At 70.5% G+C, this 21,623-nt stretch carries 23 protein-coding genes; 9 read left to right on the plus strand and 14 right to left on the minus strand.

What is annotated here, in order from left to right; genetic code table 11:
• Positions 1 to 2: 2 nt before the first annotated feature.
• The 4 genes from ACQUQ0_RS14915 to gatC all read right to left on the minus strand — a co-directional run bounded on the left by ACQUQ0_RS14915 (position 3) and on the right by gatC (position 4,052).
• Positions 3 to 1,661 (minus strand): TrkH family potassium uptake protein, encoded by a 1,659-nt coding sequence (locus ACQUQ0_RS14915; RefSeq protein WP_435186224.1) that lies wholly within the window; start codon positions 1,659 to 1,661, stop codon positions 3 to 5.
• The gene (locus tag ACQUQ0_RS14920; RefSeq protein WP_435186226.1) at positions 1,661 to 2,341 is read right to left on the minus strand and encodes a potassium channel family protein; all 681 of its coding nucleotides are present in this window, start codon (positions 2,339 to 2,341) and stop codon (positions 1,661 to 1,663) included. The genes ACQUQ0_RS14915 and ACQUQ0_RS14920 overlap by 1 nt, the downstream gene beginning before the upstream one ends.
• Positions 2,342 to 2,450: 109 nt before the next feature.
• Positions 2,451 to 3,773, minus strand: a complete 1,323-nt coding sequence (gatA, locus tag ACQUQ0_RS14925; RefSeq protein ID WP_435186229.1) for an Asp-tRNA(Asn)/Glu-tRNA(Gln) amidotransferase subunit GatA — start codon at positions 3,771 to 3,773, stop codon at positions 2,451 to 2,453.
• Positions 3,774 to 4,052: an Asp-tRNA(Asn)/Glu-tRNA(Gln) amidotransferase subunit GatC gene (gene gatC, locus ACQUQ0_RS14930; protein WP_435186231.1), complete on the minus strand. Its 279-nt coding sequence runs from the start codon at positions 4,050 to 4,052 to the stop codon at positions 3,774 to 3,776. It lies immediately after the preceding gene.
• Between the two features lie 123 nt (positions 4,053 to 4,175).
• On the opposite strand from gatC, the gene ACQUQ0_RS14935 reads away from it, so the two are divergent.
• Positions 4,176 to 4,655 (plus strand): NUDIX hydrolase, encoded by a 480-nt coding sequence (locus tag ACQUQ0_RS14935; protein ID WP_435186234.1) that lies wholly within the window; start codon positions 4,176 to 4,178, stop codon positions 4,653 to 4,655.
• Between the two features lie 10 nt (positions 4,656 to 4,665).
• Here the strand turns inward: ACQUQ0_RS14935 and ACQUQ0_RS14940 are convergent, their stop codons facing one another.
• Together ACQUQ0_RS14940 and ACQUQ0_RS14945 are read right to left on the minus strand one after the other, a co-directional pair.
• Positions 4,666 to 5,826, minus strand: coding sequence for an asparagine synthase C-terminal domain-containing protein (locus ACQUQ0_RS14940; RefSeq protein WP_435186236.1), 1,161 nt, complete (start codon positions 5,824 to 5,826; stop codon positions 4,666 to 4,668).
• Positions 5,827 to 6,510, minus strand: a complete 684-nt coding sequence (locus ACQUQ0_RS14945) for a CehA/McbA family metallohydrolase (RefSeq protein WP_435186237.1) — start codon at positions 6,508 to 6,510, stop codon at positions 5,827 to 5,829.
• A gap of 168 nt (positions 6,511 to 6,678) precedes the next feature.
• Between ACQUQ0_RS14945 and purL the strand changes: the two genes are divergently transcribed.
• Positions 6,679 to 8,808 (plus strand): phosphoribosylformylglycinamidine synthase subunit PurL, encoded by a 2,130-nt coding sequence (gene purL, locus ACQUQ0_RS14950; protein ID WP_435186239.1) that lies wholly within the window; start codon positions 6,679 to 6,681, stop codon positions 8,806 to 8,808.
• A gap of 62 nt (positions 8,809 to 8,870) precedes the next feature.
• Here purL and ACQUQ0_RS14955 read toward each other — a convergent pair whose 3' ends face one another.
• Together ACQUQ0_RS14955 and ACQUQ0_RS14960 are read right to left on the minus strand one after the other, a co-directional pair.
• A complete protein-coding gene (locus ACQUQ0_RS14955) occupies positions 8,871 to 9,050 on the minus strand; it encodes a DUF7550 family protein (protein WP_435186241.1) in 180 nt (59 codons plus the stop codon).
• A gap of 179 nt (positions 9,051 to 9,229) precedes the next feature.
• Positions 9,230 to 9,616: a hypothetical protein gene (locus ACQUQ0_RS14960; RefSeq protein ID WP_435186243.1), complete on the minus strand. Its 387-nt coding sequence runs from the start codon at positions 9,614 to 9,616 to the stop codon at positions 9,230 to 9,232.
• A 96-nt stretch (positions 9,617 to 9,712) separates the two neighbouring features.
• Here ACQUQ0_RS14960 and hisF point away from each other — a divergent pair, with 96 nt between their 5' ends.
• Complete coding sequence (gene hisF, locus ACQUQ0_RS14965; RefSeq protein ID WP_435186245.1) at positions 9,713 to 10,528, plus strand: imidazole glycerol phosphate synthase subunit HisF; 816 nt, start codon at positions 9,713 to 9,715, stop codon at positions 10,526 to 10,528.
• Between the two features lies 1 nt (position 10,529).
• Here the strand turns inward: hisF and ACQUQ0_RS14970 are convergent, their stop codons facing one another.
• Entirely contained in the window at positions 10,530 to 10,814 is a 285-nt protein-coding gene (locus tag ACQUQ0_RS14970; protein WP_372387841.1) for a DNA-directed RNA polymerase subunit L, read from the minus strand.
• A gap of 26 nt (positions 10,815 to 10,840) precedes the next feature.
• Entirely contained in the window at positions 10,841 to 11,857 is a 1,017-nt protein-coding gene (locus ACQUQ0_RS14975) for an MBL fold metallo-hydrolase (RefSeq protein WP_435186247.1), read from the minus strand.
• A gap of 102 nt (positions 11,858 to 11,959) precedes the next feature.
• Here ACQUQ0_RS14975 and ACQUQ0_RS14980 point away from each other — a divergent pair, with 102 nt between their 5' ends.
• Positions 11,960 to 12,919 carry a DnaJ domain-containing protein gene (locus ACQUQ0_RS14980; RefSeq protein ID WP_435186249.1) on the plus strand — a complete coding sequence of 320 codons (960 nt, stop codon included), beginning with the start codon at positions 11,960 to 11,962 and terminating at the stop codon, positions 12,917 to 12,919.
• Between the two features lie 330 nt (positions 12,920 to 13,249).
• Here the strand turns inward: ACQUQ0_RS14980 and ACQUQ0_RS14985 are convergent, their stop codons facing one another.
• Both ACQUQ0_RS14985 and ACQUQ0_RS14990 read right to left on the minus strand, forming a co-directional pair.
• The gene (locus tag ACQUQ0_RS14985; protein ID WP_435186331.1) at positions 13,250 to 13,879 is read right to left on the minus strand and encodes a uracil-DNA glycosylase family protein; all 630 of its coding nucleotides are present in this window, start codon (positions 13,877 to 13,879) and stop codon (positions 13,250 to 13,252) included.
• A gap of 52 nt (positions 13,880 to 13,931) precedes the next feature.
• Positions 13,932 to 14,408 (minus strand): DUF5793 family protein, encoded by a 477-nt coding sequence (locus tag ACQUQ0_RS14990; RefSeq protein ID WP_372387833.1) that lies wholly within the window; start codon positions 14,406 to 14,408, stop codon positions 13,932 to 13,934.
• Between the two features lie 114 nt (positions 14,409 to 14,522).
• Here ACQUQ0_RS14990 and ACQUQ0_RS14995 point away from each other — a divergent pair, with 114 nt between their 5' ends.
• The gene (locus ACQUQ0_RS14995; RefSeq protein WP_435186252.1) at positions 14,523 to 15,710 is read left to right on the plus strand and encodes an NAD(P)/FAD-dependent oxidoreductase; all 1,188 of its coding nucleotides are present in this window, start codon (positions 14,523 to 14,525) and stop codon (positions 15,708 to 15,710) included.
• Positions 15,711 to 15,801: 91 nt separating this feature from the next.
• On the opposite strand, the gene ACQUQ0_RS15000 is transcribed toward ACQUQ0_RS14995, so the two are convergent.
• Complete coding sequence (locus ACQUQ0_RS15000) at positions 15,802 to 16,707, minus strand: serine/threonine-protein kinase RIO2 (RefSeq protein ID WP_435186254.1); 906 nt, start codon at positions 16,705 to 16,707, stop codon at positions 15,802 to 15,804.
• A 131-nt stretch (positions 16,708 to 16,838) separates the two neighbouring features.
• On the opposite strand from ACQUQ0_RS15000, the gene ACQUQ0_RS15005 reads away from it, so the two are divergent.
• Genes ACQUQ0_RS15005 through ACQUQ0_RS15020 form a run of 4 tightly spaced genes read left to right on the plus strand, consistent with a single transcriptional unit; the run spans position 16,839 to position 20,929 of the window.
• Positions 16,839 to 17,663 carry a lipoate--protein ligase family protein gene (locus ACQUQ0_RS15005; protein ID WP_435186256.1) on the plus strand — a complete coding sequence of 275 codons (825 nt, stop codon included), beginning with the start codon at positions 16,839 to 16,841 and terminating at the stop codon, positions 17,661 to 17,663.
• Positions 17,664 to 17,720: 57 nt separating this feature from the next.
• The gene (locus tag ACQUQ0_RS15010; protein WP_435186258.1) at positions 17,721 to 18,551 is read left to right on the plus strand and encodes a deoxyribonuclease IV; all 831 of its coding nucleotides are present in this window, start codon (positions 17,721 to 17,723) and stop codon (positions 18,549 to 18,551) included.
• Between the two features lie 38 nt (positions 18,552 to 18,589).
• A complete protein-coding gene (locus tag ACQUQ0_RS15015) occupies positions 18,590 to 20,065 on the plus strand; it encodes an endonuclease/exonuclease/phosphatase family protein (protein WP_435186261.1) in 1,476 nt (491 codons plus the stop codon).
• Between the two features lie 51 nt (positions 20,066 to 20,116).
• Complete coding sequence (locus tag ACQUQ0_RS15020) at positions 20,117 to 20,929, plus strand: class I SAM-dependent methyltransferase (protein ID WP_435186263.1); 813 nt, start codon at positions 20,117 to 20,119, stop codon at positions 20,927 to 20,929.
• Positions 20,930 to 20,933: 4 nt separating this feature from the next.
• Here the strand turns inward: ACQUQ0_RS15020 and ACQUQ0_RS15025 are convergent, their stop codons facing one another.
• Positions 20,934 to 21,578: a DUF7095 family protein gene (locus ACQUQ0_RS15025; RefSeq protein ID WP_435186266.1), complete on the minus strand. Its 645-nt coding sequence runs from the start codon at positions 21,576 to 21,578 to the stop codon at positions 20,934 to 20,936.
• Positions 21,579 to 21,623: the final 45 nt, after the last annotated feature.

Below are 21,623 nucleotides of genomic sequence, written 5' to 3' on the forward strand. Positions count from 1 at the left end.
GGCTACGGGTCCAGGCCGTACAGCACCGACCGCGCGAAGACGAGGATGGGGATGATCTCCAGGCGGCCGACCCACATATTCAGGAGGAACATCGCCTCGGCGACGGGAGGCATCGTCGGCCCGGTGATGCCCGTCGAGAGCCCGACGTTCCCCTGGGCGGAGGCGACCTCGAAGAGCGCGTCGGCGTAGGTGAACTCCGGTCCGACGAGGTTGACAAGCACGAGGCTCGACCCCGCGAGGACGAAGAGCCAAAGCAGCGTGACGATGGCGGCCTCGGAGAACTCCCGCTCCATCTCCTCGCGGTTCAGCCGGCGGCCGTTCAGCCGCGTGCCGACGACCGCGCTGGCCGGGAGGAACACCCGGCGGAACTGCCAGGCGATGCCGCGGCCGATCACGTACCCGCGGATGATCTTGATGCCGCCGACGGTCGAGCCGGCCGCGCCGCCGAGCACCATCGCGCCCGACAGGAGGAGCTTCCCCCCCGCGGCCCAGCGGCCGATCGGCGCGGACTGAAAGCCCGTACAGGTGAGCGCGCTGATCCACTGGAACGCGGAGTCGCGGGCGGCGTCGGCGGCGAGCGGCCCCAAGAGCGCGTCGACGCCGAGCCACGTCGCCGGGGTGAACGCGCCCTCGGCCGCCGGGATGGAGACGACGTTCTGGACCGCGAGCGCGACGACGCCGACGAGGAACAGCACGAAGAGCCACCGCGTCTGGAGGTCCGACGCGACCGCCCGGACGTCGCGGTCGGCCAGCACCGCGTAGTGGACGGGAAAGGCGATCGCGCCGAGCGCCATCACGGGCAGGAGCACCGACTCGATGAGCGGCGAGTCGTAGGTCGCGACGGAGTTGTCGGTGACGGAGAAGCCGCCCGTCGACAGCCCCGTCATCGCGTGGTTGAGCGCCTGCCAGGCCGCCTCCCACAGCGGGAGCTGCGAGCCGTAGTCAGAGGCGAGGATGGCGGCGAAGAGGACGAGCACCGACGCGAGGGTGTAGCCGACGAAGATCTTCCAGACGGTCCGGACCGTCGAGACCACGCTCGGGTGGATCTTCTCCTCGCGGGTCTCAGAGCGGTAGAGCGCGTAGCTCCCGCTGCCCGGTCGCGCCAGGATCGAGACGGTGAGGACGATCACGCCGACGCCGCCGACCCACTGGATGAGCGAGCGCCACCACTGGATCGACCGCGGCAGCGACGGCTCGTGGACGGCCATCGTGAGCCCGCTGCCGGTCCAGCCGCTCATACTCTCGAAGAGGGCGTGGAGCGGATCCGCGAAGTACACGAGGCTCGACTGACCGTAGGCGACGCCGTCGGGCACGTAGCCGACCGCGACCGCCGGGGGGACGAAGTGGGCCGCGAGCAAGAACGGCAGTGCCCCGAAGAGGGCGACGAGCAGCCAGCCCGACGCGGCGATGATCATCCCGTGTTTCATCCGCGGGTCGGGCGCGTCGGCGAACGCGCGGCGGGCGCCGAGTCCGATCGCGGCCGTCACGCCGCCCGCGAGCGCGAACGCGAGGGCGACGTACCACTCCCGGAAGACGGCCGCAACCAGGACGGAGACGGTCATCAGGACGGCCTCCATCGTCAGCAGCGAGCCGACGTCGCGGGCGATCGTCGCCAGATCGCGCGGCCAGCCCGCGACGTCCCTGTCGCGCCGGCGGGGCATCAGTGGTCCTCGTAGTGACCGAACACGTCGGTCACCTCCGGCGTCGCCCCCTGGGCGGAGTAGACCGTCAGGAGGTCGCCGGCCTGGAGGACCGTGCCGCCGTTCGGCGTGATCGGATCGCCCTCACCGTCGCGCTCGACGGCCACGATGAGCATATCGCTCCGGAGGTGCCCCTGGTCGGCCGCCTCGCGGATCGACAGCCCGGCTATGGGCGCGTCGGCGTCGACCTCGATCTCGAAGACCTCGGCCTGCTCGCCGATCCGCATGTAGTCGACGATGGAGGGCCGCTTGACGGCGCGGTAGAGGTACTCCGCGATCAGCCGCTGTGGGTTCTCCATCGTGTTCACGCCGATCTGGCGGTAGAGCGTCATATGCTCGGGGTTGTGGACGACGGAGACGATGTCGGGGATCTCCAGTTCCTTCGAGAGCAGACAGACCATAATGTTCGTCGCGTCCTGGTCGGTGGTGGAGATGAGCGCGTCGGCGCGCTCGGCGCCGGCGTCGCGCAGCGTCTCCTTCTCGGTGGCGTCGTCGTTCAGGACGAGGCAGTCGAACGCCGTCGCGGCGGCCTCGGCCTTCGCCTCGTCGCGCTCGATGACGACGACCTCGTTCCCGCCCTCGGTGGCGATCTCGATGAGCGGCGTCCCGATGTTGCCGGCGCCGACGACGATGATGTACATCTCGGTGTTGGCGCTCTTCGGGCCAGCGTTGAAAACATACCGCTGCTCGCGTCGGCGCCGATGCCGCCGTCGACCGCCTCCCGCGGAAATCGCCGCGCGGCGGGGCCGGTCAGTCCTCGACGGCCGAGGCCGCCCGGACGATCGCTTCCTCGCCGAACTTCGGGCCGATCAGCTGCAGTCCCACGGGGAGGCCGTCGGCCTCACCCGCCGGCACCGAGATCGCCGGGAGGTTCGCGAGGTTCACCGGGACGGTGTTGGCGTCCATCAGATACAGCTGGAGCGGGTCGTCGAGGCTCTCGCCCAGTTCCGGCGGCAGGACGGGCATCGTCGGCGTCGCCAGCACGTCGGCCTCGTCGAGCGCCTCGTCGAAGTCGCGCTTCACCCACGCGCGGGCGTCCTGGGCCTTCTTGTAGTACTTGTCGTGGTAGCCCGCCGACAGCGCGTACGTGCCGAGGAGGATCCGGCGCTTTACCTCCTCGCCGAATCCCTCCTCGCGGGCGCGGGCGAAGGCGTCGTTCCAGTTGCCCTCGTAGCCGCCCGATTTTCCATATCGGACGCCGTCGAACCGCGCGAGGTTCGAGGACGCCTCCGACATCGCGATGACGTAGTACGCCTGGACCGCGTGCTCGACCGAGTCCAGCGAGACCTCGACGGTCTCGGCGCCCTGCGCGCGGAGGTCAGAGAGCGCGGCCTCGAAGGTCTCGACGACGCGCTCGTCGGCGCCCTCCAGGAGGTCCGTGATGACGCCGATCGTGGTCCCGTCGACGTCGCCGTCGGCGGCCGCGGCGTAGTTCGAGTCCGCGGCGGGGTGCGCCTCGTCGGCGCCCTCGTCCGCCCCGTCGGGGCCGGCCGCCGAGCCGTACTGCGTCGTCGCGTCGCGCGGGTCCGGCCCCGAGATGACGTCCAAGAGCGCGGCCGCGTCCTCGACGGTGTTCGCGATCGGCCCGATCTGTTCGAGGGAGTTGGCGTAGGCGACGAGGCCGTAGCGGGAGACGAGACCGTAGGTGGGCTTGATGCCGACGACGCCGCAGAACGCCGCGGGGTTGCGGACCGATCCTCCAGTATCCGACCCGAGCGCGAGGTCGGCCTCGCCGCCCGCGACGGCGGCCGCCGAGCCGCCCGAAGAGCCCCCGGGGACGCGCGCCTCGTCGACGGGGTTCTTCGCGGGGCCGAACGCGGAGGTCTCGGTCGTGCCGCCCATCCCGAACTCGTCCATATTGGCCTTGCCGACGATGGTCGCGCCCGCCGCTTTCAGCCGCTCGACGACCGTCGCGTCGTACGGCGGCACGTAGTCGTCTAACATCGCGGAGCCGCAGGTCGTGCGGACTCCCTCGGTGCTGATGTTGTCCTTGACTGCGACTCGCATCCCCGAGAGCGGGCCCTCCGCGTCGCCCTCGAGCTCTGCGTCGGTGATGAACGCGTTCAGGCCCATCTACGACACCCGCGGCCCCTTGAAGAAGCCGTCTTCGGTCTCCTCGGCGTTCCGGAGCGCCTCCTCCTGATCGAGGCCCTCTGTGACCTCGTCTTCGCGCATCACGTTCACGAGCTCCGGCTCGCTGTCGACTTCGGGCACCTCGTCGAGGGCCTCGAAGTACTCGAGGATCTCCGCGAACTGCGTCGTGAACGCGTCGACTTCGTCCTCGGCGAGGTCGACGCGCGCCAGTTCGGCGACGTGTTCGACCTCCTCGGCGTCGACGGGCGTCTCGCTCATGTCCGAGGAGAGCCGTGGCCCGGGAGTAAGGGTTTCGGTGCGCTCCGGGGCGGGCGATCCGGGCGTCGGATCGCGTCCGCCGTGGATAGTAAGAGACTCGGCGACCCCGCCGAACGGGTGAGTATGGAGACGACGCGGCATTTCACTGCGACGGTCTACATCGTCGAGGGCGGCGCGGTCGCGCTACACCACCACGACCGGCTCGGGATCCGGATTCCGCCGGGCGGCCACGTCGACCGCGACGAGGTCCCCCACGAGGCGGGCCTCCGGGAGGTGTACGAGGAGACGGGGCTCGACGCGGAACTGCTCGACCGCACGGAGCCCGTGGGCGCGCCGGCCGGCGAGCGGCTCCCCCAGCCCCGCCACCAGATGCTCTACGACATCAACGTCCACGACGACGGCAGCGTCGGCCACCAGCACATCGACCACGTCTACTACGCCCGCGTCGACTCCCGCGAGATCGACCCCGCCGGCGACGACGAGGCCGACCCCGAGGTCTGGGAGTGGTACGACGAGCAGGACCTGAAGGGGAGCGACATCGACCCCGATACCGTCCAGTTCTCGCTGGAGGCCATCGAAGCGACCGAGCGCGCCGGAGACTGACGCCCTCGGCCTACTCCGTCGCCGCCCCGTCGCACAGCGACCGGACGTACCGCTCGACGTGATCGTCCATCCGGCGCTTGAAGCCCGCCTGCCGGGCGAGCCGGTCGAGTTCGCGGGAGACGTAGGTGCCGTACTGGACGGCCTTTTTGTCGGCGGTCCGGACCGAATCGGGGACGAGCCCGCGGGCCGCCTCCCGAAGCGCGACCTTCCGGACCCCGTCATCGACGAGCGACTCCCCGGGAAGCCGGAGCGCCGCGGCGACGACGTCGTCGTGGAGGAGCGGCGTCACGGGCTCGACGCCGGCCGCGCGGATCGCGAGGACGTCGCGCTCGGCCTGGGCGGGGATCGTCGCGAGCACCTCGCGGCGGGCCCCGCGGACGGTGTCGGCGTCGACTCGCGGGTCCTCTGGCGCCTTCGCGACCTTGGCGTACCCGCCGAACAGCTCGTCGGCGCCCTGGCCGAGCGCCAGCCGGTCGAAGCCGTCGGCGGCGGCGCGCCGAGCGACGAGATGGAGGGGAAGCGCGATCGAGAGGTCCATCGGGTTCGTGCGGCCGAGCGCGCTCGCCAGCCGGGGGACCGCCTCGCGGAGGTCGCCGTGGGTGAGTTCGACGACGCGCAGGTCCCGGTCCATCGCGTCCGCGGCCTCACGGGCGGCGGCGACGTCGTGACAGCCCTCGAAGCCCGCGACGTAGCAGGGGGCGTCGGGCACGCCCGCGGCGACGACCGCGGAGTCGACGCCGCCGGAGAACGCGACCGCGAGGTCGCCGCCGGCCGACGCGGAACCCTCGTCGGCGTCGACGGCCCGCGTCTGCGCCCGCACCGCCTCGCGCACGGCCGCGAGCGCGGGCTCACGGTCGTCGGGAGCGAGGTCGGGGAGCGTCCACACGCGGTCGCCGTCCGTCGGGCGGTCGCCCACCTGACGGGCGACTCCGGCGGGGACCGACGTCGGGTCCGAGAGGCGGGTCGGGTCGAACGCCCACGCCGACGGGTCGTCGGCGTCGACGAACAGGGGCCGTCGCCCGAGGACGTCGCGGACGAGTCGGTCGTCGACGCGCCCGGCGAAGCCCGCGGTTCCGGGGAGCGGGTCGGCCGAGCGGAGCGCGTCCCGAACCGTCGCGGCAGAGGCGCCGTCGAGGTCGGACGCCGCCCCGGCGTCGGAAGCAGCGGGCATCTACACGAGGTCCGAGACGGTGCGTTTGATCCGGCGCTTGACGCCGCCGCCGAACTGCCGGAAGGAGATCCGCCAGGGGGTCCGGTTCCCGACGACGCTCGTCTTCCCCTCGCGGACGGCTTCGAGGATGCCCTCGACCGAGCGGTCGTCGGTCGCGACCTCGGTGACGGCCTGGCCGACCATCTCGCCGATGTGCGCGTCGCTGCCGGCGGTCTTCGGGAGTTCTCGGGCGGTCGCGAAGCGCTCGGCGCGGCGGTTGGCCCAGCCGGTGAACAGCCGGGAGTTGTACACCTCGATGGCGTCCGCCCGGGCGAGCTGGTCGCGGGAGATGTGGGCGGCGACGCCGTGCCGCGAGGACTGGAAGGGGTGCGGCACGACCGCGAGGCCGCCCTGCTCGTGGATCCGGTCGAGCGTCTCGTCGTAGGAGAGCCCGGCGGGGACGAGCTCGTCGATGCCGAACGCGAGGATGTGGCCGACCTCGGAGGTGACCTCCATTCCCGGGACGCCGACGAGGCCGTACTCCTCGGCCTTCGCGGCGGCTTCGAGGCTCGCGTCGATCTCGTCGTGGTCGGTGACCGCCAGCGCGTCGAGGCCGACCGCCCGGGCCTGCGCTAAGAGCAGGTCGACCGGGTCGCGGCCGTCGTACGAGAGCGACGAGTGCGCGTGCAGCTCGACCGATAGCACGAGTGGCCGTAGTGACCCGGATTAAAAAAGCGACCCGATCCGTGCCGCGGCCCACGTCGCCTCCGCGACGCCGACCGCTCCGCCCCGCAGGGCGCCGCGCGTCCGGATGAGATACACGTCCGTGCATACAGAAAAGCATTAATTCGGCCTTCTTGAACAGGTAGGTGAATGAGCCTGGCGGACTCCGACCGCGAACTCGTGACGGCCGAACTCGGGCGCGATCCCACCCCGACCGAGGCCGCGCTCTTCGAGAATCTCTGGAGCGAACACTGCGCGTACCGCTCGTCCCGACCGCTTCTTTCGGCGTTCTCCTCCGAGGGCGACCAGGTCGTCGTCGGCCCCGGCGACGACGCGGCCGTCGTCCGCGTCCCCGACAACGGCGGCGAGAGCGACGCGGAGGCGTACGTGACGATGGGCATCGAGAGCCACAATCACCCGTCGTACGTCGACCCCTACGACGGCGCGGCCACGGGCGTCGGCGGGATCGTCCGCGACACCCTCTCGATGGGGGCCTACCCCATCGCGCTCGCGGACAGCCTCTACTTCGGCGGCTTCGACCGCGAGCACACCCGCTACCTGTTCGAGGGCGTCGTCGAGGGGATCTCCGACTACGGCAACGCGATCGGCGTGCCGACCGTCGGCGGGAGCGTGGAGTTCCACGACGACTACGAGGGCAATCCGCTCGTCAACGTCGCCTGCGTCGGCCTCGTCGACGAGGAGCGGCTCGTGACCGCCGAGGCCCAGGAGCCAGGGAACGAGCTCGTCCTCGTCGGCAACGCGACCGGCCGGGACGGCCTCGGCGGCGCGTCGTTCGCGAGCGAAGACCTCGCTGAGGACGCCGAGACCGAGGACCGCCCCGCCGTGCAGGTGGGCGACCCCTACTCGGAGAAGCTGCTGATCGAGGCGAACGAGGAGCTCATCGACGGCGGGCTGGTCCGGTCCGCCCGCGACCTCGGCGCGGCCGGCCTCGGCGGCGCCTCCTCGGAGATGGTCGCGAAGGGCGGCCTCGGCGCGCGGATCGACCTGGAGCGAGTCCACCAGCGCGAGCCGAATATGAACGCCCTGGAGATCGTCCTCGCCGAGTCCCAAGAGCGGATGTGCTACGAGGTCCGGCCGGAAGACGTCGAGCGCGTGGAGGAGATCGCCGGGAAGTACGACCTCGGCTGTTCGGTCATCGGCGAGGTCAGCGAGGGGAACTACGTCTGCACCTTCGAGGGCGAGACCGTCGTCGACGTGCCCGCGGAGTTCCTCGCCGACGGCGCGCCGATGAACGACCTCGACGCCGTCGAGCCGGCACAGCCCGAGCCCGACCGACCGGACGTCGACCTCCAGTCCGCGTTCGAGGCCGTGGTGGGCGCGCCGAACACGGCCTCCAAGCGCTGGGTCTACCGCCAGTACGACCACGAGGTCGGCGCGCGGACGGCGCTGAAGCCCGGCGACGACGCCGCCGTGATGGCGGTCCGCGAGGCCGGCACCGGACTGGCGCTGTCGGCCGGCGCGGTGCCCGCGTGGACCGACTGCGCACCCTACGACGGCGCGCGCGCGGTCGCCCTGGAGAACGCCACCAACCTCGCCGCGAAGGGCGCGACGCCGCTGGCGGCGGTCGACTGCCTGAACGGCGGCAACCCCGAGAAGCCGGACGTCTACGGCCGCTTCACCGCGATCGTCGACGGGCTCGCCGATATGTGCCGAGACCTCTCGGTCCCGGTGGTCGGCGGCAACGTCTCGCTGTACAACGACTCCGCGGCGGGGCCGATCCCGCCGACGCCGACGCTCGCGATGGTCGGCACGAAGCCGGGCTACGAGGCGCCGTCTGCGGCCCTCGACGGGCGCGGGACGCTCCTGCTCGTCGGCGCCGGAAGCGACGCGCTCGGCGGCTCCGAACTGCTCGCGGAGGTCGGCGGCGCGGACCGGTTCCCGACGCTCCCCGAGAACGCGAGCGAGGTCGTCGCGACGCTCGCCGAGGTCGCGAACGCGGACGCTACGCTCGCGACCCACGACGTCAGCAACGGCGGCCTCGCGGTGACGCTCGCCGAGATGATCACCGCGGACGCGGGCGCCGACGTCGCCGTCGAGGACGTCGCGTCGCTGTTCGCTGAGACGCCGGGGCGCGCGGTCGTCGAGACCGAAGCCCCCGAGGCGGTCCACGCCGCGTTCGACGGCGTCGCGCCGGTGGCGGAGCTGGGCGAGGCGACCCGGGACGGAACGCTGTCGCTGTCGGTCGGCGACGAGCGGCTCGCGGTCACGAGCGAAGAGGTCGCGGCGCTCCGGGACGTCATCGAAGCGGAACTCGACTGAGGCCGAAAACGGACGTTTTTCGTGTCGGTCGGCGACGGGCGGTTCGATCGCTGTTCAAGCCATCAGACCAAAAGCGGGACGCCGAAAACGACGACGAGCCCGACGACGAGGACGACGAGTCCCGTCGTGACCTGGCTCATCCCGAAGTCCTGCATCGGCGCGGTGACCCGTCCCTCGTCTTCGTCGTGTCCGTGGTCGTCGTGTCTGTGGTCGTCGTGCCCGTGGTCGTCGTGATCGCTCATACCCGAGCGATCGAGCGCCGGCTACTAAAACGCTCCCGATCCGAGTGGAGAGGGCGAACAGGCGACACGGCCGCCGCTCCGCGACGCGGCGTGTCGCACACCCGCGGGCGCGTCGCGGCAGTCCTCAGCGCACGGCGCGTCTGGCCCCGTGTTCGCATAAAAACGATCGCCTCGGGCGGTCACGAGTCCCGCCCGAAGATCCGGCTGTCAGTCGGCGTCGCCCGGCGCTTCTTTCGGAGGTAGTACAGGAAGAACCCCGAGATGCCCGCCGTGTAGGGCGTGACGACCGCGGCCTGTGCGAGGATGTCGGTCGGGACTCCGAGGGAGAGCCGCGTCACGCCGCCGACGAAGATCAGGATCGAACCGAAGATCGCGACCGCGAAGGCGACCTCTCCGGCCCGCAGCAGGCGGGGGCTGTATCCGCCGGGGCGGTAGCCGCAGACCGGACACTGGGCCGCGTCGACCGGGATCGACATCTCACAGCGGTCGCACGGGGCGGTCGCCTCGGCGCCGGCCGCGGAATCGGCGCCACCGTCGCGGTCGTCCCCGTCGGCGTCGGCCGACATATTCGAAGCACGGGAGCGGATCGGATTGAATCGTTCGGCCGGCTGGGCGCCCGTTCGGACCGCTTTTGGGGGCGGGGGGCCTATCACGATCCATCGATGACCCTCACGAAGCGGATCATTCCCTGTATCGACGTCGACCTCGACGACGACGGGAATCCGGCGGTCTACACCGGCGTCAACTTCGAGGACCTGAAGTACACCGGCGACCCGGTCGAGATGGCAAAGCGGTACAACGAGGCCGGCGCCGACGAGTTCGTCTTTCTCGACATCACCGCCTCGGCCGCGGGCCGCGAGACGATGCTCGACACCGTCTCGCGAGTCGCCGACGAGGTGTTCATTCCCCTCACCGTCGGCGGCGGGATCCGCACCCGCGAGGACGTCAAGGAGACGCTCCGGGCCGGCGCGGACAAGGTCTCGATCAACACCGCCGCGCTGGAGAACCCGGACCTGATCGACGAGGGCGCCCGCGCGTTCGGCTCGCAGTGCATCGTCATCTCGGTGGACGCGCGCCGGCGCTTCGACGAGGAGGGCGAGCACTACGTCGAGGTCGACGGCGAGTCCTGTTGGTTCGAATGCACCATCAAGGGCGGCCGCGAGGGCACCGGCGTCGACGTGGTCGAGTGGGCGAGCGAGGCCGAGTCCCGCGGCGCGGGCGAGCTGTTCGTCAACTCCATCGACGCCGACGGGACGAAGGACGGCTACGACATCCCGCTGACGAAGGCCGTCTGTGACACCGTCTCGACGCCCGTGATCGCCTCCTCGGGATGCGGCGGCCCCGAGGATATGTACGAAGTGTTCACCGAGGCCGGCGCGGACGCGGGACTGGCGGCCTCGATCTTCCACTTCGGCGAGTACAGCATCCAGGAGACGAAGGAGTACCTCGACGAGCGCGGCGTGCCCGTCAGGCTTTAGCTTAGGTCGCGGCCTCGAACGCCGCGGAGAACTCGTCGACGGTCGACTGGACGTGTCGGGAGGCGTCGCCCAGCGCGTCGAGGGGGTCGACGCCGTCTTCGGTCTTGATCGAGAGGATCGGTTCGGTCTGGCCGCCGGACTGTTCGGGGTTCACGTCGTAGGTCGCGGCGGCGACGCCCTCGGTCTCCAGGAGCGCGCCCTTGATCACGTTCATAAAGGTGTGGTCCTCCCCGGCGACCTCGATGCGGAGTTCCTCGTCGGTCTTGTCGATGACCCGCAGTTCCATACCCGCTCTTTCCCGGCGACGGCGTTTCAGTATTTCGTATTCGGGAACAGGGCCTCGACGTCCGGATCGGAGTCGACGAGGCGGTACTCGAAGTCCTCGCGCTCGACCGCGCCGACGCGTTCGAGGTGGTCCAGATGCGCGTACGCCTCGCCCGGCCCGTGGAGGATGTGGATGTGCTCCAGTTCGCCGAAGAGATGCGCGCTGACCGTCCAGGCGTCCGCCGGTCCGTGCTCGCGGAGCGCCTCGATCACGCGCCGGGTGCGGTCGAGGTGGTGCTCGCGGATGACGCGCGCCCGCCCGCTCGGGTCGTCGATCGGATCGCGGTGGCCCGGCCACGCGAGGTCGAAGTCGCGGGCGGCCAGGCGGTCGAGGCTCTCGACGTACCGCTCCAAGGGCTCGTCGAGGCGGAGGTCCGCGCCGCCGACGTTCGGGGTGTACTCGGGGAGGATCACGTCGCCGACGAAAACCTCCGAACGGGGAGCGGCGTCGGTCTCGGACGGATCCTCGGCTTCTCGGTCGAAAGCGAAAGCGACGTGGCCAGCGGCGTGGCCCGGCAGGTGGATCGTCTCCAACTGTTCGTCGCCCGCGGTGATGCGGTCGCCGTCCGCGAGCGTCTCGACGTCGGCGGGGTCGCCCGCGACCGCCTCGAAGTCCGACTGCACGGCCCGGAGCTCGTCGAGTTTGTCCTCGGGGATGCCCCACTCCCGGAAGCGCCGGTCGCGGAGGTCGTGGAGGTCCGCGATGGCGTCGTCGTCGCCGGCGATGACCGCGGCGTCGTCCTCGTGGGCGTACACCGTCGCGTCCGATTCGGCCTGGAGTTCGCCCGCGAGGCCGCAGTGGTCCGAGTGCCAGTGCGTCAGGAGGATGCGATCGATCTCCGAGAGGGCGATCCCGGCCTCGTCGAGGCCGTCTTCGAGATCGGCGCGGACGGTCTCGGTCGACGCGCCGACGTCGACGAGCGTCGTCACCTCGCCCTCGACGAGGTAGGCGTTGTTCTCCCCCTCGAAGACCGTGTTGCCGAGCGGGATGCGGGTGAGATCCATACACGAGGAACCGGGCGAACGACTATGAGGGTTGTCATACCGGGGGCGAAGCGGGGCCGTCGGTACATTCAATTCCGTCGACGGCGAAGCCGGCGGGAGGGGATGGAGGACTTCTACGACCTGCTCGGGGTGTCGGAGGACGCCCCGACCGAGGAGATCGACCGCGCGTGGCGCGATCGGGTCCGGACCTACCACCCGGACGTCAACGACGACGCCAGGGCGAACGCGCAGTTCAAGACGCTCAAGGCGGCCCACGAGGTGCTCTCATCGGAGAAGAAACGCGCCGCCTACGACAGACTGGGCCACGAGACGTACGTCCGAGAGCGACTCGGCGGCCTCCCGACGGCCGGCCAGCCCGGTCCGGACGCGATCGACGGAGACGACGAAGGCGGCGAAGGCGACAAAGACGACGAAAGCGCCGACGCGACGGAAGGCCCCGGGAGGGAGTCGGATCGAACGGGGTCCGGCGGCGGGTCGCAGACGGGACACTCGGGAGGAACGTCGCGGGCGTCGACGGCGGACGGGCAGTCACGGTCCGCCGGCGCGAACGGCCGGTCGACGACGGCCGGCCGGACCGCGGATCGGGACTCGACGGCCCGCCGCGGGCTCACACGGCTCCAGTACGGGTGGCTCGGCGTGTTGCTGGCGGGGACCGTCTACCTGGCCGGGCTCTGGCAGTACCTCGGCGCGAACGCGGCCGCCGTCGCGTCGTTCCGGGAGGCGGTCGCCGCCGATCCGATCGGCGCCCTGACGGCGACGCGGCTGCCCGCGCCCGGGACGTTCGCGCTCCGGGCAGTAGCCGGCGCTTCCGCCCCCGGCCCCGAACTGCTGTTTCCCGTCGGGGTCGTCGCGCTCGCCGTCGCGTTTCTGGCTGTCGTCAGTTCGTCCGGGCGCGGTTCGGCGTACCTCTATCCGGTGGGCGGGCTCGCTCCCGTCGCCGCCCTCGCCGTGGGGCCGGTCGTCGCCCTCTCCGATGGGGTCGTGGTGGCGCTCGTCGCCGCGGTACCGATCGGTGCGACGCTCCTGTTCGCGGTCGACGTCGGACGCTACGCGGCCAGATAGCGAGTACTCCCGGAGCGTGTCACGAAAGGAAACGGGGACCGCAGGGCGGTCCCCCTGACTGACCAAGCCACTGCGAAGAGCACCAGTCTCGCAGGTCCTTACCTGACGCGCCCGGTATCGACCACGCGCGTCAGGATGGATTTCGACGTTTGTGCTCAAAAGTTCTGTGATAGTACCAATATCAACCGTCCTCTGCGACGAGAGGTGAATATTAAATAATACTGCGCGGGTTTCGCTTCTAGAAAATAAATATGTAAATATCCAGAGGTGGTCAGTGTACGTTCCGGATAGATCCTGATCGATTACTGAAAATTCGGTGAGGTCGAGGGGTCATCGGACGAGGTACGGATCGTCGCCGGGGTTGAACCGTCCGAGGTCGGCCTCGCGCCGGTAGTCCGTCGACCGCAGCGTCCGGAGGCCGTCGACGAGGCGGTCGTGGTGCGTGCCGTCCCAGTCGGCGGGCTCTCGGATCGGAACGACGAGGAAGCCGCTCCCGCGGATCTCGGTGGCGTGGAGGGCCTCCATCTCCACGTCGGTCTTCCACGCCTGGGCAGTGTAGGTCTCGAGGACGTGTCGCGTCGCCCGCTCGCCGACCGGGAGGAGGACGTGCGCGGCGATCGCCCGGAGTTCGGCGTCGAAGAAGCGTTCGAGGTCGTCGTAGGACGACTGCGGGGGCTCGTCGGGCCCGAGGGCGCACATATGGAGGTACGAGAGGAAGGTCTTCCGCACGTCGGGGTCGTCGCCGGCCGAGCGGAAGAGACCGGCCGCGACCAGCGCGTCCTGGAGCCTGCGGCCCGCGTCGTTGGTGAACGGAACCGCGGTATCGAGGCCGCCGTGGACCTCCGGCCTGTCGCCGACGACGTGGAAGTCGGCGTTGGCGTCGCCGTATCCGGGGACGAACCGGTCACAGGGCGGTCGCATACCGAAGGGATTGCTCGTTCGGTCGGTGACGTTCTCCACGATGAGGTCCATTGGAGGACGCGAATTAAAAACCGACGCGGTTCGAACCGAGTTACAGTTCGACGCCCGAGGGGATCAGACTGTGAGAGCGGAGGAGGTGTCCGTCGGCGTCGTAGACGAGGAACGTCTGTTTCTCGTAGGCGACGGCTTCCTCGCCGTCGAGCAGCACCTCGACGCGGTAGCGGCCGTCGTCGGCGTCCGCTGCGTCGCGGCCGTACTCGCGGGCCGCGCGGATAAACGTGAGTACGTCGTCGGCGTCCTCGTTGAGTTCGAGAACGAAGTCGCCGGTGATGCGGTTCGTGACGCTGACCACGCCCGTCGCCTCCGGGTCGTCCAGCGACTCCTGCAGCCGGAACGCGACGTCCGTCTCGCCGGCGTCGAGGTACTCGCCGGACGGATCGGAGAGCCGACGCTCCAGTTCCTCTCGGGGGCCGTGGAAGGCGATCCGGACCAGGGGCTTGCGCGGGTCGCCGTCGTCGTCGACCCAGGAGATGTTTTCGACGTCCAACTCGAAGTAGTCCCGCCTCATTCCGTACTTTGAGGTTAGACGTCATCGCGTATGAACGTAACGCCCGCGTCAGACGGCGCCCGCCGGTCCCGCCGCCTCCGACAAAATATTTGCACGGCGTCGCGTTCGACTGATATGGACGAGAGGTCGATCGCAGTCGTCGGCGGGGCCGTCGCCGGCCTCGCCGCCGCGGACCGGCTGGCGGCCGACGCGACGGTGACCCTCTTCGAACGCCAGTCGTACGACGAAAAGCGCGTCAACTGCGGCGAAGCGATCAACGACGCCCCGCTGATCCCCCTGGAGAAGACGCCCGAAAACGGGTTCCTGAACGACGTCGACGGCTTCGAGTTGCGGATCTTTCGCGGCCGCGATCACGGCCCGTCGGACGAACCGCTCGGGGACGCCCGGATCCGCTGTGCGCCGGGCTACATCACCGACCGGAACGTCGTCGAGCGCCGGTGGGCCGAACGGCTGGCCGAGAGGGGCGTCGACGTCAGGGAGAACGCGGCGGTCGGACCGAACGAGTTCCGCGAACTCTGTCGGACCCACGACTACGTGATCGACGCGACCGGACAGCCGGCGCTCTCGATGCGCGCCTTCGGCGACCTCGACGCCTACACCGGCGAGATCGTCGCCGTCAACGCCGACGTAACGGGCGACTTCGCCGCGATCGAAGCGTACCCGCAGATCTTCTTCGAGGGGTACGTCGGCTACGCGTGGCTCTTTCCCAAGTCCGACTCGCGCGCGAACCTCGGGATCGGCTGGGCCGGCGACGAGCGCCCGGACGACTACTACGAGGCCCTGACGGGCGCCTGCCGCCGGAACGACCTCCCGGTGCCCGACCGCTCGGAGACGAACATCTACACCATTCCCCGCGGCCCGAGTCTCGATCCGGCGGCGACCTACCGCGCGGGCGAGAACGTCTTCCTCGTCGGGGACGCCGCGGGGATCGCCAACCGCTATCAGGGCGAGGGAATCTGCCAGGCGATCCGCTCGTCGTACCTGGCCGCCGAGACCATCGCGGAGGGTCGCCCCGAGACGTACCCCGAACGGCTCTACGACCTGATGCGATCCGAGTACCGACTGGCCCACCTGATGCGCGGCGTCTGGGTCGAACACGGGGACGCGCGCCTGTTAGCGGACATCGCCGAGGCGCTCGACGGTCTGACCGTCGACGACATCACGCGCTCGCCGCGCCGCGTGGTCGCACGGGTCGCGCGCCACCCCGGCATCGCGTACCGACTGCTGACCGACGCGGGGATGCTGCAGCGCGTCGTCGACGCCTACACCGACACCTGGGAGTACGACCAACCGTACGCATAGCGATTCGATATCGCATTATAGGATTTACTTTTTATCGACACGCCCCGGTAAGAGGCTCATCAAAAAGCGGCTGAAACGGTGAGAACCCGACTCAGGCGTGGTTTCGCACGGTCTCGAAGTCGTCAGTCGCGAGGCTCTCGCTGACGCTGTCGACGTCGAGGTCGGGGAGGTTTCGCGGGTACTTCCGCTCGAAGTACGAGACGAGGTTCGAGACGTCCCGCGCCAGCAGTTCGCGCGCGTTGTCGTGGTCGGTCGACACCGCCTGCGGCCAGTCGAAGACGGTGACGCCGGACTCGCTGACGGCGACGTTGTACTCGCTCATATCCGCGTGGACGTATCCGACCTGGTACGCGCTCGCGAGCTCCCGGAGGATCAGATCGAGGACGCCGACGACCTGCTCGTCGGGGAGCTTGGCGCGGTCGAGTTCGACGCCCTCCAGTTTCGCCATCACGATCGCGTGGCGGTTCTGATCGATCGGCCGCGGGACCGACACCTCGGGGTAGAGCGCTTCGAGCGCCTCGTACTCCCGCTCGGCCGCCTTGCGCGCGGTGTAGAGCCACGAGACGTGTTGCTTGTCGGAGGCGTAGTCGCGCTCGCGCATCACCTCCCGGAAGTTCGTGTACCCCTCGCGGTGGAACTTCAGCGCCAGCGGCCGGTAGGACTGCACTTCGAGCACGTCGCTTTCCTTGCCCACGCCCAGCGGCGCGCCGACGCCCTCGATCGTGTCCCGCTTCGAGAACGTCCGGAGCGCGAGCGCGTCGTACCCCTCGGCGGTCAGGGTGTAGCCCTCGTACTGGATCGTCTTGCGTTCGATCAACCCCCGGGTCGCACACCGGTCGAGGCGGTACTCGACCTCCTCGGAGGTGAGGTTCGAGAGTTCGGGGAGCTTCCCGCGGTTGACCCACTCGGAAAAGCGCATTCCCTGCTCGACGCCGGAGAGGAGATAGAAGTCCTCGGGTTCGAGTTCGGCCATCACGCCGGCGACGTTCCGCACCATACCGGATCCTGGACAGCGACGGGTAAAAGGGTCGCGAGTCGAAGAAGCGAGTCGATATATCTCATATCGCGATATGAAATCGCGCCGCCGGACGACGAAACCGCTTTCACCCGCCGAGCGTAGCCTGAGGTATGACCGACGACAGCGGCGGCCCCCTCGCCGACAAGGAGTGGCGGCTCATCCGCGAGGAGGCGCGCGACGGACCGATGCAGATGGCGCTGGACGAGATCGCCGCCGAGACCGCCGCCGACGGGGGGCCGCGGACGGTCCGCGTCTATCAGTGGGACCCGAGCACGCTCTCGCTGGGGTACGGGCAGGACCCCGAGACGGTCGACTGGGAGGGCTGTGCGGAGCGCGGGGTCTCCGTCACTCGGCGACAGACCGGGGGCGGCGGAATCTACCACGACGTCGACGGCGACGTCTCCTACTCGATCGTCGCCCCCAAGACGGAACTGCCGGGGGACCTACTCGACGCCTACCACCTCCTGTGCGAGCCGATCCTGGACGCCTTCGATCGCGTCGGAATCGACGCCGACTACGTTCCGGAGTCGGTTCCGGAGATCTGGTCGCCGGCGTGCTACCTCCGGGAGCTCCACCCCGCACACGACGTCGTCGCCGCCGAGCGGAAGATCAGCGGCAACGCCCAGTACCGGCGGCGCGACGCCGTCATCCAGCACGGGTCGCTCACCTACTCGGTGCGCGCGGACGACCACCTCTCGGCCTTCGCCGGACACGACGTCAGCCCCGAACGGTTCCGCGAGCGCGTCGTCGGCGTCGACGAGCTGGCGGACGTCACCCGCGCGGAGTTCGTCGACGCCGTCGAGGAGTCGCTCGCGACGTGGGCCGACGCCGCCGAGGGCTCGTGGACCGACGACGAACTCTTGCGAGCGCGCGAGCGCGCGGCGGAGAAGTACGAGAGCGACGACTGGGTGCGGCGACGCCCCGACGACCGGTAGCGAAGCGGTAGCGACTTCCGAAGCCGCTTTACTCCCCGCGGTCCGACCTCCGCTACGATGCGAGTCGGAGCACACGAGTCGATCGCCGGCGGCGTCGCGAACGCCGTCGATCGGCAACTCGACGACGGCGGTAACTGCGGACAGATCTTCACCCACTCCCCGCAGGTCTGGCAGGACCCCGACCTGGACGACGACGACGCCGCGGCCTTCCGCGAGCGGTCGGCGGAGTACGACGTCGGCCCGTGGGTGATCCACTCGTCGTACTTAGTGAATCTCTGCACGCCGAAAGAGGACCTCCGCGAGAAGTCGATCGACTCGATGCAACGCGAGGTCGACGCCGCGGCCACGCTCGACATCCCCTACGTGAACGTCCACCTCGGCGCGCACACGGGCGCGGGCGAGGAGCAGGGCCTCGACAACGCGGTCTCGGCGCTCGACGAACTCGACGTCCCCGACGGCGTCACCGTCCTCGTCGAATCCGACGCCGGCTCGGGCACGAAGATGGGCGACGACTTCGCCCACCTGGGTTACGTGCTCGACGAGAGCTCCCAGGACCTCGAAGTCTGTCTCGACACGGCCCACGCGTTCGCCGCGGGCTACGACCTCTCGACCCCCGCGGGCGTCGACGAGACGATCGAGGAACTCCACGCCGAGGTCGGCCTCGACAACCTCGCGTGCGTCCACCTCAACGACTCCAAACACGAGTGCGGGACCAACAAGGACGAACACGCCCACATCGGCGAGGGCCTGATCGGCGAAGCGGGAATGACCGCGTTCGTCAACCACGAGGCGATCCGCGACGTGCCGCTGGTGCTGGAGACTCCCACCGAAGACGGGAAGGGCTTCGCGTGGAACATCGAGCGGACCCGCGAGCTCCGCGAATCGTAAGCGGTCCGTTCTTGGCCCCGTAGCCGGAAGGGCCGGCCGTGGACGACATCGACCGCTCGCGCCGACGCGTCCTCCGCGCCGGCGCGCAGGCGACCGCCCTCCTCGCCGGCTCGGCGCTCGGCCGCGACGGCCTCGGTACCGCGGCGGCGACGCCGACCGCGACACCCGCGAGCGGCGCCGGCGACGCGAGCGACGCGGACGACGGAGCCGACGCTCCCAGCCTCTCGCTGGCGACCCAGAACCTCGGACTGGGCGCGGACTTCCTCTCGGTCGCCCGCCCCGGGAACGACGCGTCGATCCCCGAGTGGGTGGGCGACCTCTACGCCGGCGTCCGCGCGAGCGAGCCGCGGGCGCGGATGCGCGCGCTCGCAGATCTGCTGGCCCGCGAACCCCCGGACGTCCTCGCCCTCCAGGAGGTCGCGCTCGTGCGTCGCGGGCCGCGCTCCGGCAACGACCCCGAGGACCCCGACGCCGGCACCGTCGTCTTCGACTTCCTCGCGACGCTCCGCGAGGCGCTCTCGGAGCGCGGCGTCCCGTACCGGCCCGTCGCGGTCAATACCAACGCGGACCTGGAGTTCCCGGCCCGCCTCGACGGCGGCGCGATCGACGTGCGGCTCACCGACCGGGACGCGCTCTTGGTCCGCGCGGACGGCGACGTCGCCGTCGATTCGACGGCCGCCCACACGTACGAGGAGTCGCTGACGCTCCCGATCGGCGGCGACCGGACGGTCGAGATCGAGCGGGGGTACGCCGGTGCGACTCTCGGCGTCGGCGACGAGTCGGTCGGCGTCGTGAGCACGCACCTCGAATCCGGGCTGGAGGGCATCCGGACGGCGCAGGCCGAGGAGCTCGCGGCCGACTTCGACGCCTTCCCGTCGCCGCTCGTCGTCGCCGGCGACCTCAACGACGGCCCCGAGCGGGATGCGTCGACCGCAAGCGACGGCGGGACCGAAACGGCGACGTCCGAATCGAACGCGGAAAGCGACGATCCCGGCGCCTACGAGATCCTGACCGCGTCGCTCTCGGACGTCGTCGGCGACGGGCTCTCGGGCGCGGGCGGGACCTGCTGCCGGCCGACGTCGCTCCGGCCGCCCGACGAGGATGGGCTCCCGCGGCGGATCGACCACGTGCTCGCCGACGGCCTCGCCGCGGAATCGGTCCGGCGGGTCGGCGCCGATCCGGTCCGCATCGACGGCGAGCGGCGGTGGGTGTCGGACCACGCCGGCGTCGCTGTCGACCTCACCGCGGCGGCCACCGACGGCCCGACGCCGGAGAGCGCGAGCGCGGCGGCGACCGAGTCGCCGACGGACGTCGGCTCCGCGGCGGCGGGAGAGCAGAGCGCCCGAACCGGGAACGCGACGGACTCGGGCGATGGATCACCGACCGCGACCGCGACCGCGACGGCGACTTCGACTTCGACGCCCGGGTTCGGCGTCGCGTCCGCCGCCGTCGCACTGCTCGGAGCCGGCATCGGCGCCCTGGCGGACGCCCGGCGGCGACGCGACGACTCCTGACCGTCCGGCGAACCGCCCCGCTTTTCTACCGCGCCGACGCTACCACCTCGCGTGCGGAAGTTCTCGCCCGAGTACCTGCGGCGGACGCGCGAGGGGATGTGGGAGGACTCCCGAGCGGCGCTCGCGCCGCTGTCGCTCTCGGATCGGACGCGGATCCTCGACGCGGGCGCGGGCACGGGCGAACTCGCCCGCGTGCTGGACGAGGAGTCCCCCGCGGAGGTGGTCTGCCTCGACGCCGACCCCGATCTCCTGGCGGTCGCGCGCGCGGAGACGGGGCTCGACGCCGTCGCGGGGGACGCGCTCCGGCCGCCCGTCGCCGACGACGCTTTCGACCTCGTCGTCTGTCAGGCCCTGCTCGTGAATCTCCCCGACCCGACGGCCGCGCTCCGGACGTTCGCCGACCTCTCGACGGACCTCGTGGCGGCGATCGAGCCCGACAACGCCGACGTCGGCGTCGACTCGACCGTCGAGCGGGAGGTCGCCCTCGAACGCCAGGTCCGCGAGGCGTACATCGAGGGCGTCGAGACGGACGTCGCCCTGGGCGAGCGGCTGGTGTCGTCGTTCCGGGAGGCGGGCCTCGCGGAGGTCGGGACGCGTCGGTACTACCACCGGAAGCTGGTCGAGCCCCCCTACGACGGGGCGGCGCTGTCGGCGGCCGCCCGGAAGGCCAGCGGCGCGGGGCTGGCCGATCACGAGACCGAGTTGCGGAGGGCGCTCTCGGCCGACGAGTACGACGCCCTCAGGCGGGAGTGGCGCGAGATGGGGCGGGCGGTCGTCGAGGCGATGCAGGACGGGACCTACCGACGCGCCGAGGTCGTGCCGTTCGACGTCGTCGTCGGTCGCGTTCGGTCTGGCGGCGAGTGAGCGTTCAGACGACGTCGCCGCGGACGGTCGCCCCCGACTGCGAGGCGCGGTACTCCCGGACCGCGTCGGCGGCGTCGGCCGCCCGGTCCTCGTCGAGGCCGAGCATCGACAGCGCCTCCCCGAGAGTGGGAAAGACCAGTTCGCCCTCGCGGAGCTTCTCCAGCGCCGACTCCGAGCGCCGGCCGTCGGCGTACAGACAGACGCCGCGCGGGTCGAGGATCTGCTCGTAGGCGTCGCGGTCGACGGCGCTCTTGAGGCGCTGCTGGACGTTGTCCTCGAAAGAGGCGTTGCACACCTCCAGGTGGACGGGTTCGTCGTCGGAAAGCAGGTGCGCCGCGAGGCACTTCTCGGGGGCCGCGTGGCCGCTGGTGTTCGTTCGAAGGAGGTCGGGGTGGGCCTCGGCCCACTCGGCGGAGACGCTGCGACCGACGCCTTTCACGCCGTGTTCGGCCTCGAACCGTTCGGCGGCCTCGCTGTCGCCGCGCAGGAGGAGGTCCTTCGTCACGTAGACGTCGAGGCGCTCGACCGGATCGAGGCCGAGCGCGACGTCGCCGTAGACCCAGACCTCCCGGACGGGGACCGGCATCGGCTCGGACTCGACGGCGTCGAGGACGGCTTCGATCCGGGCCAGGGCGCGCTCGCGTTCCATACCACCGTGTCGGCGGGGGACCCTCGAATGTGTTTCGACGGCGCG

This window comes from Halobellus sp. EA9, assembly GCF_051195055.1.
GTDB classification, from domain to species: Archaea; Halobacteriota; Halobacteria; order Halobacteriales; family Haloferacaceae; genus Haloquadratum; species Haloquadratum rubicundus.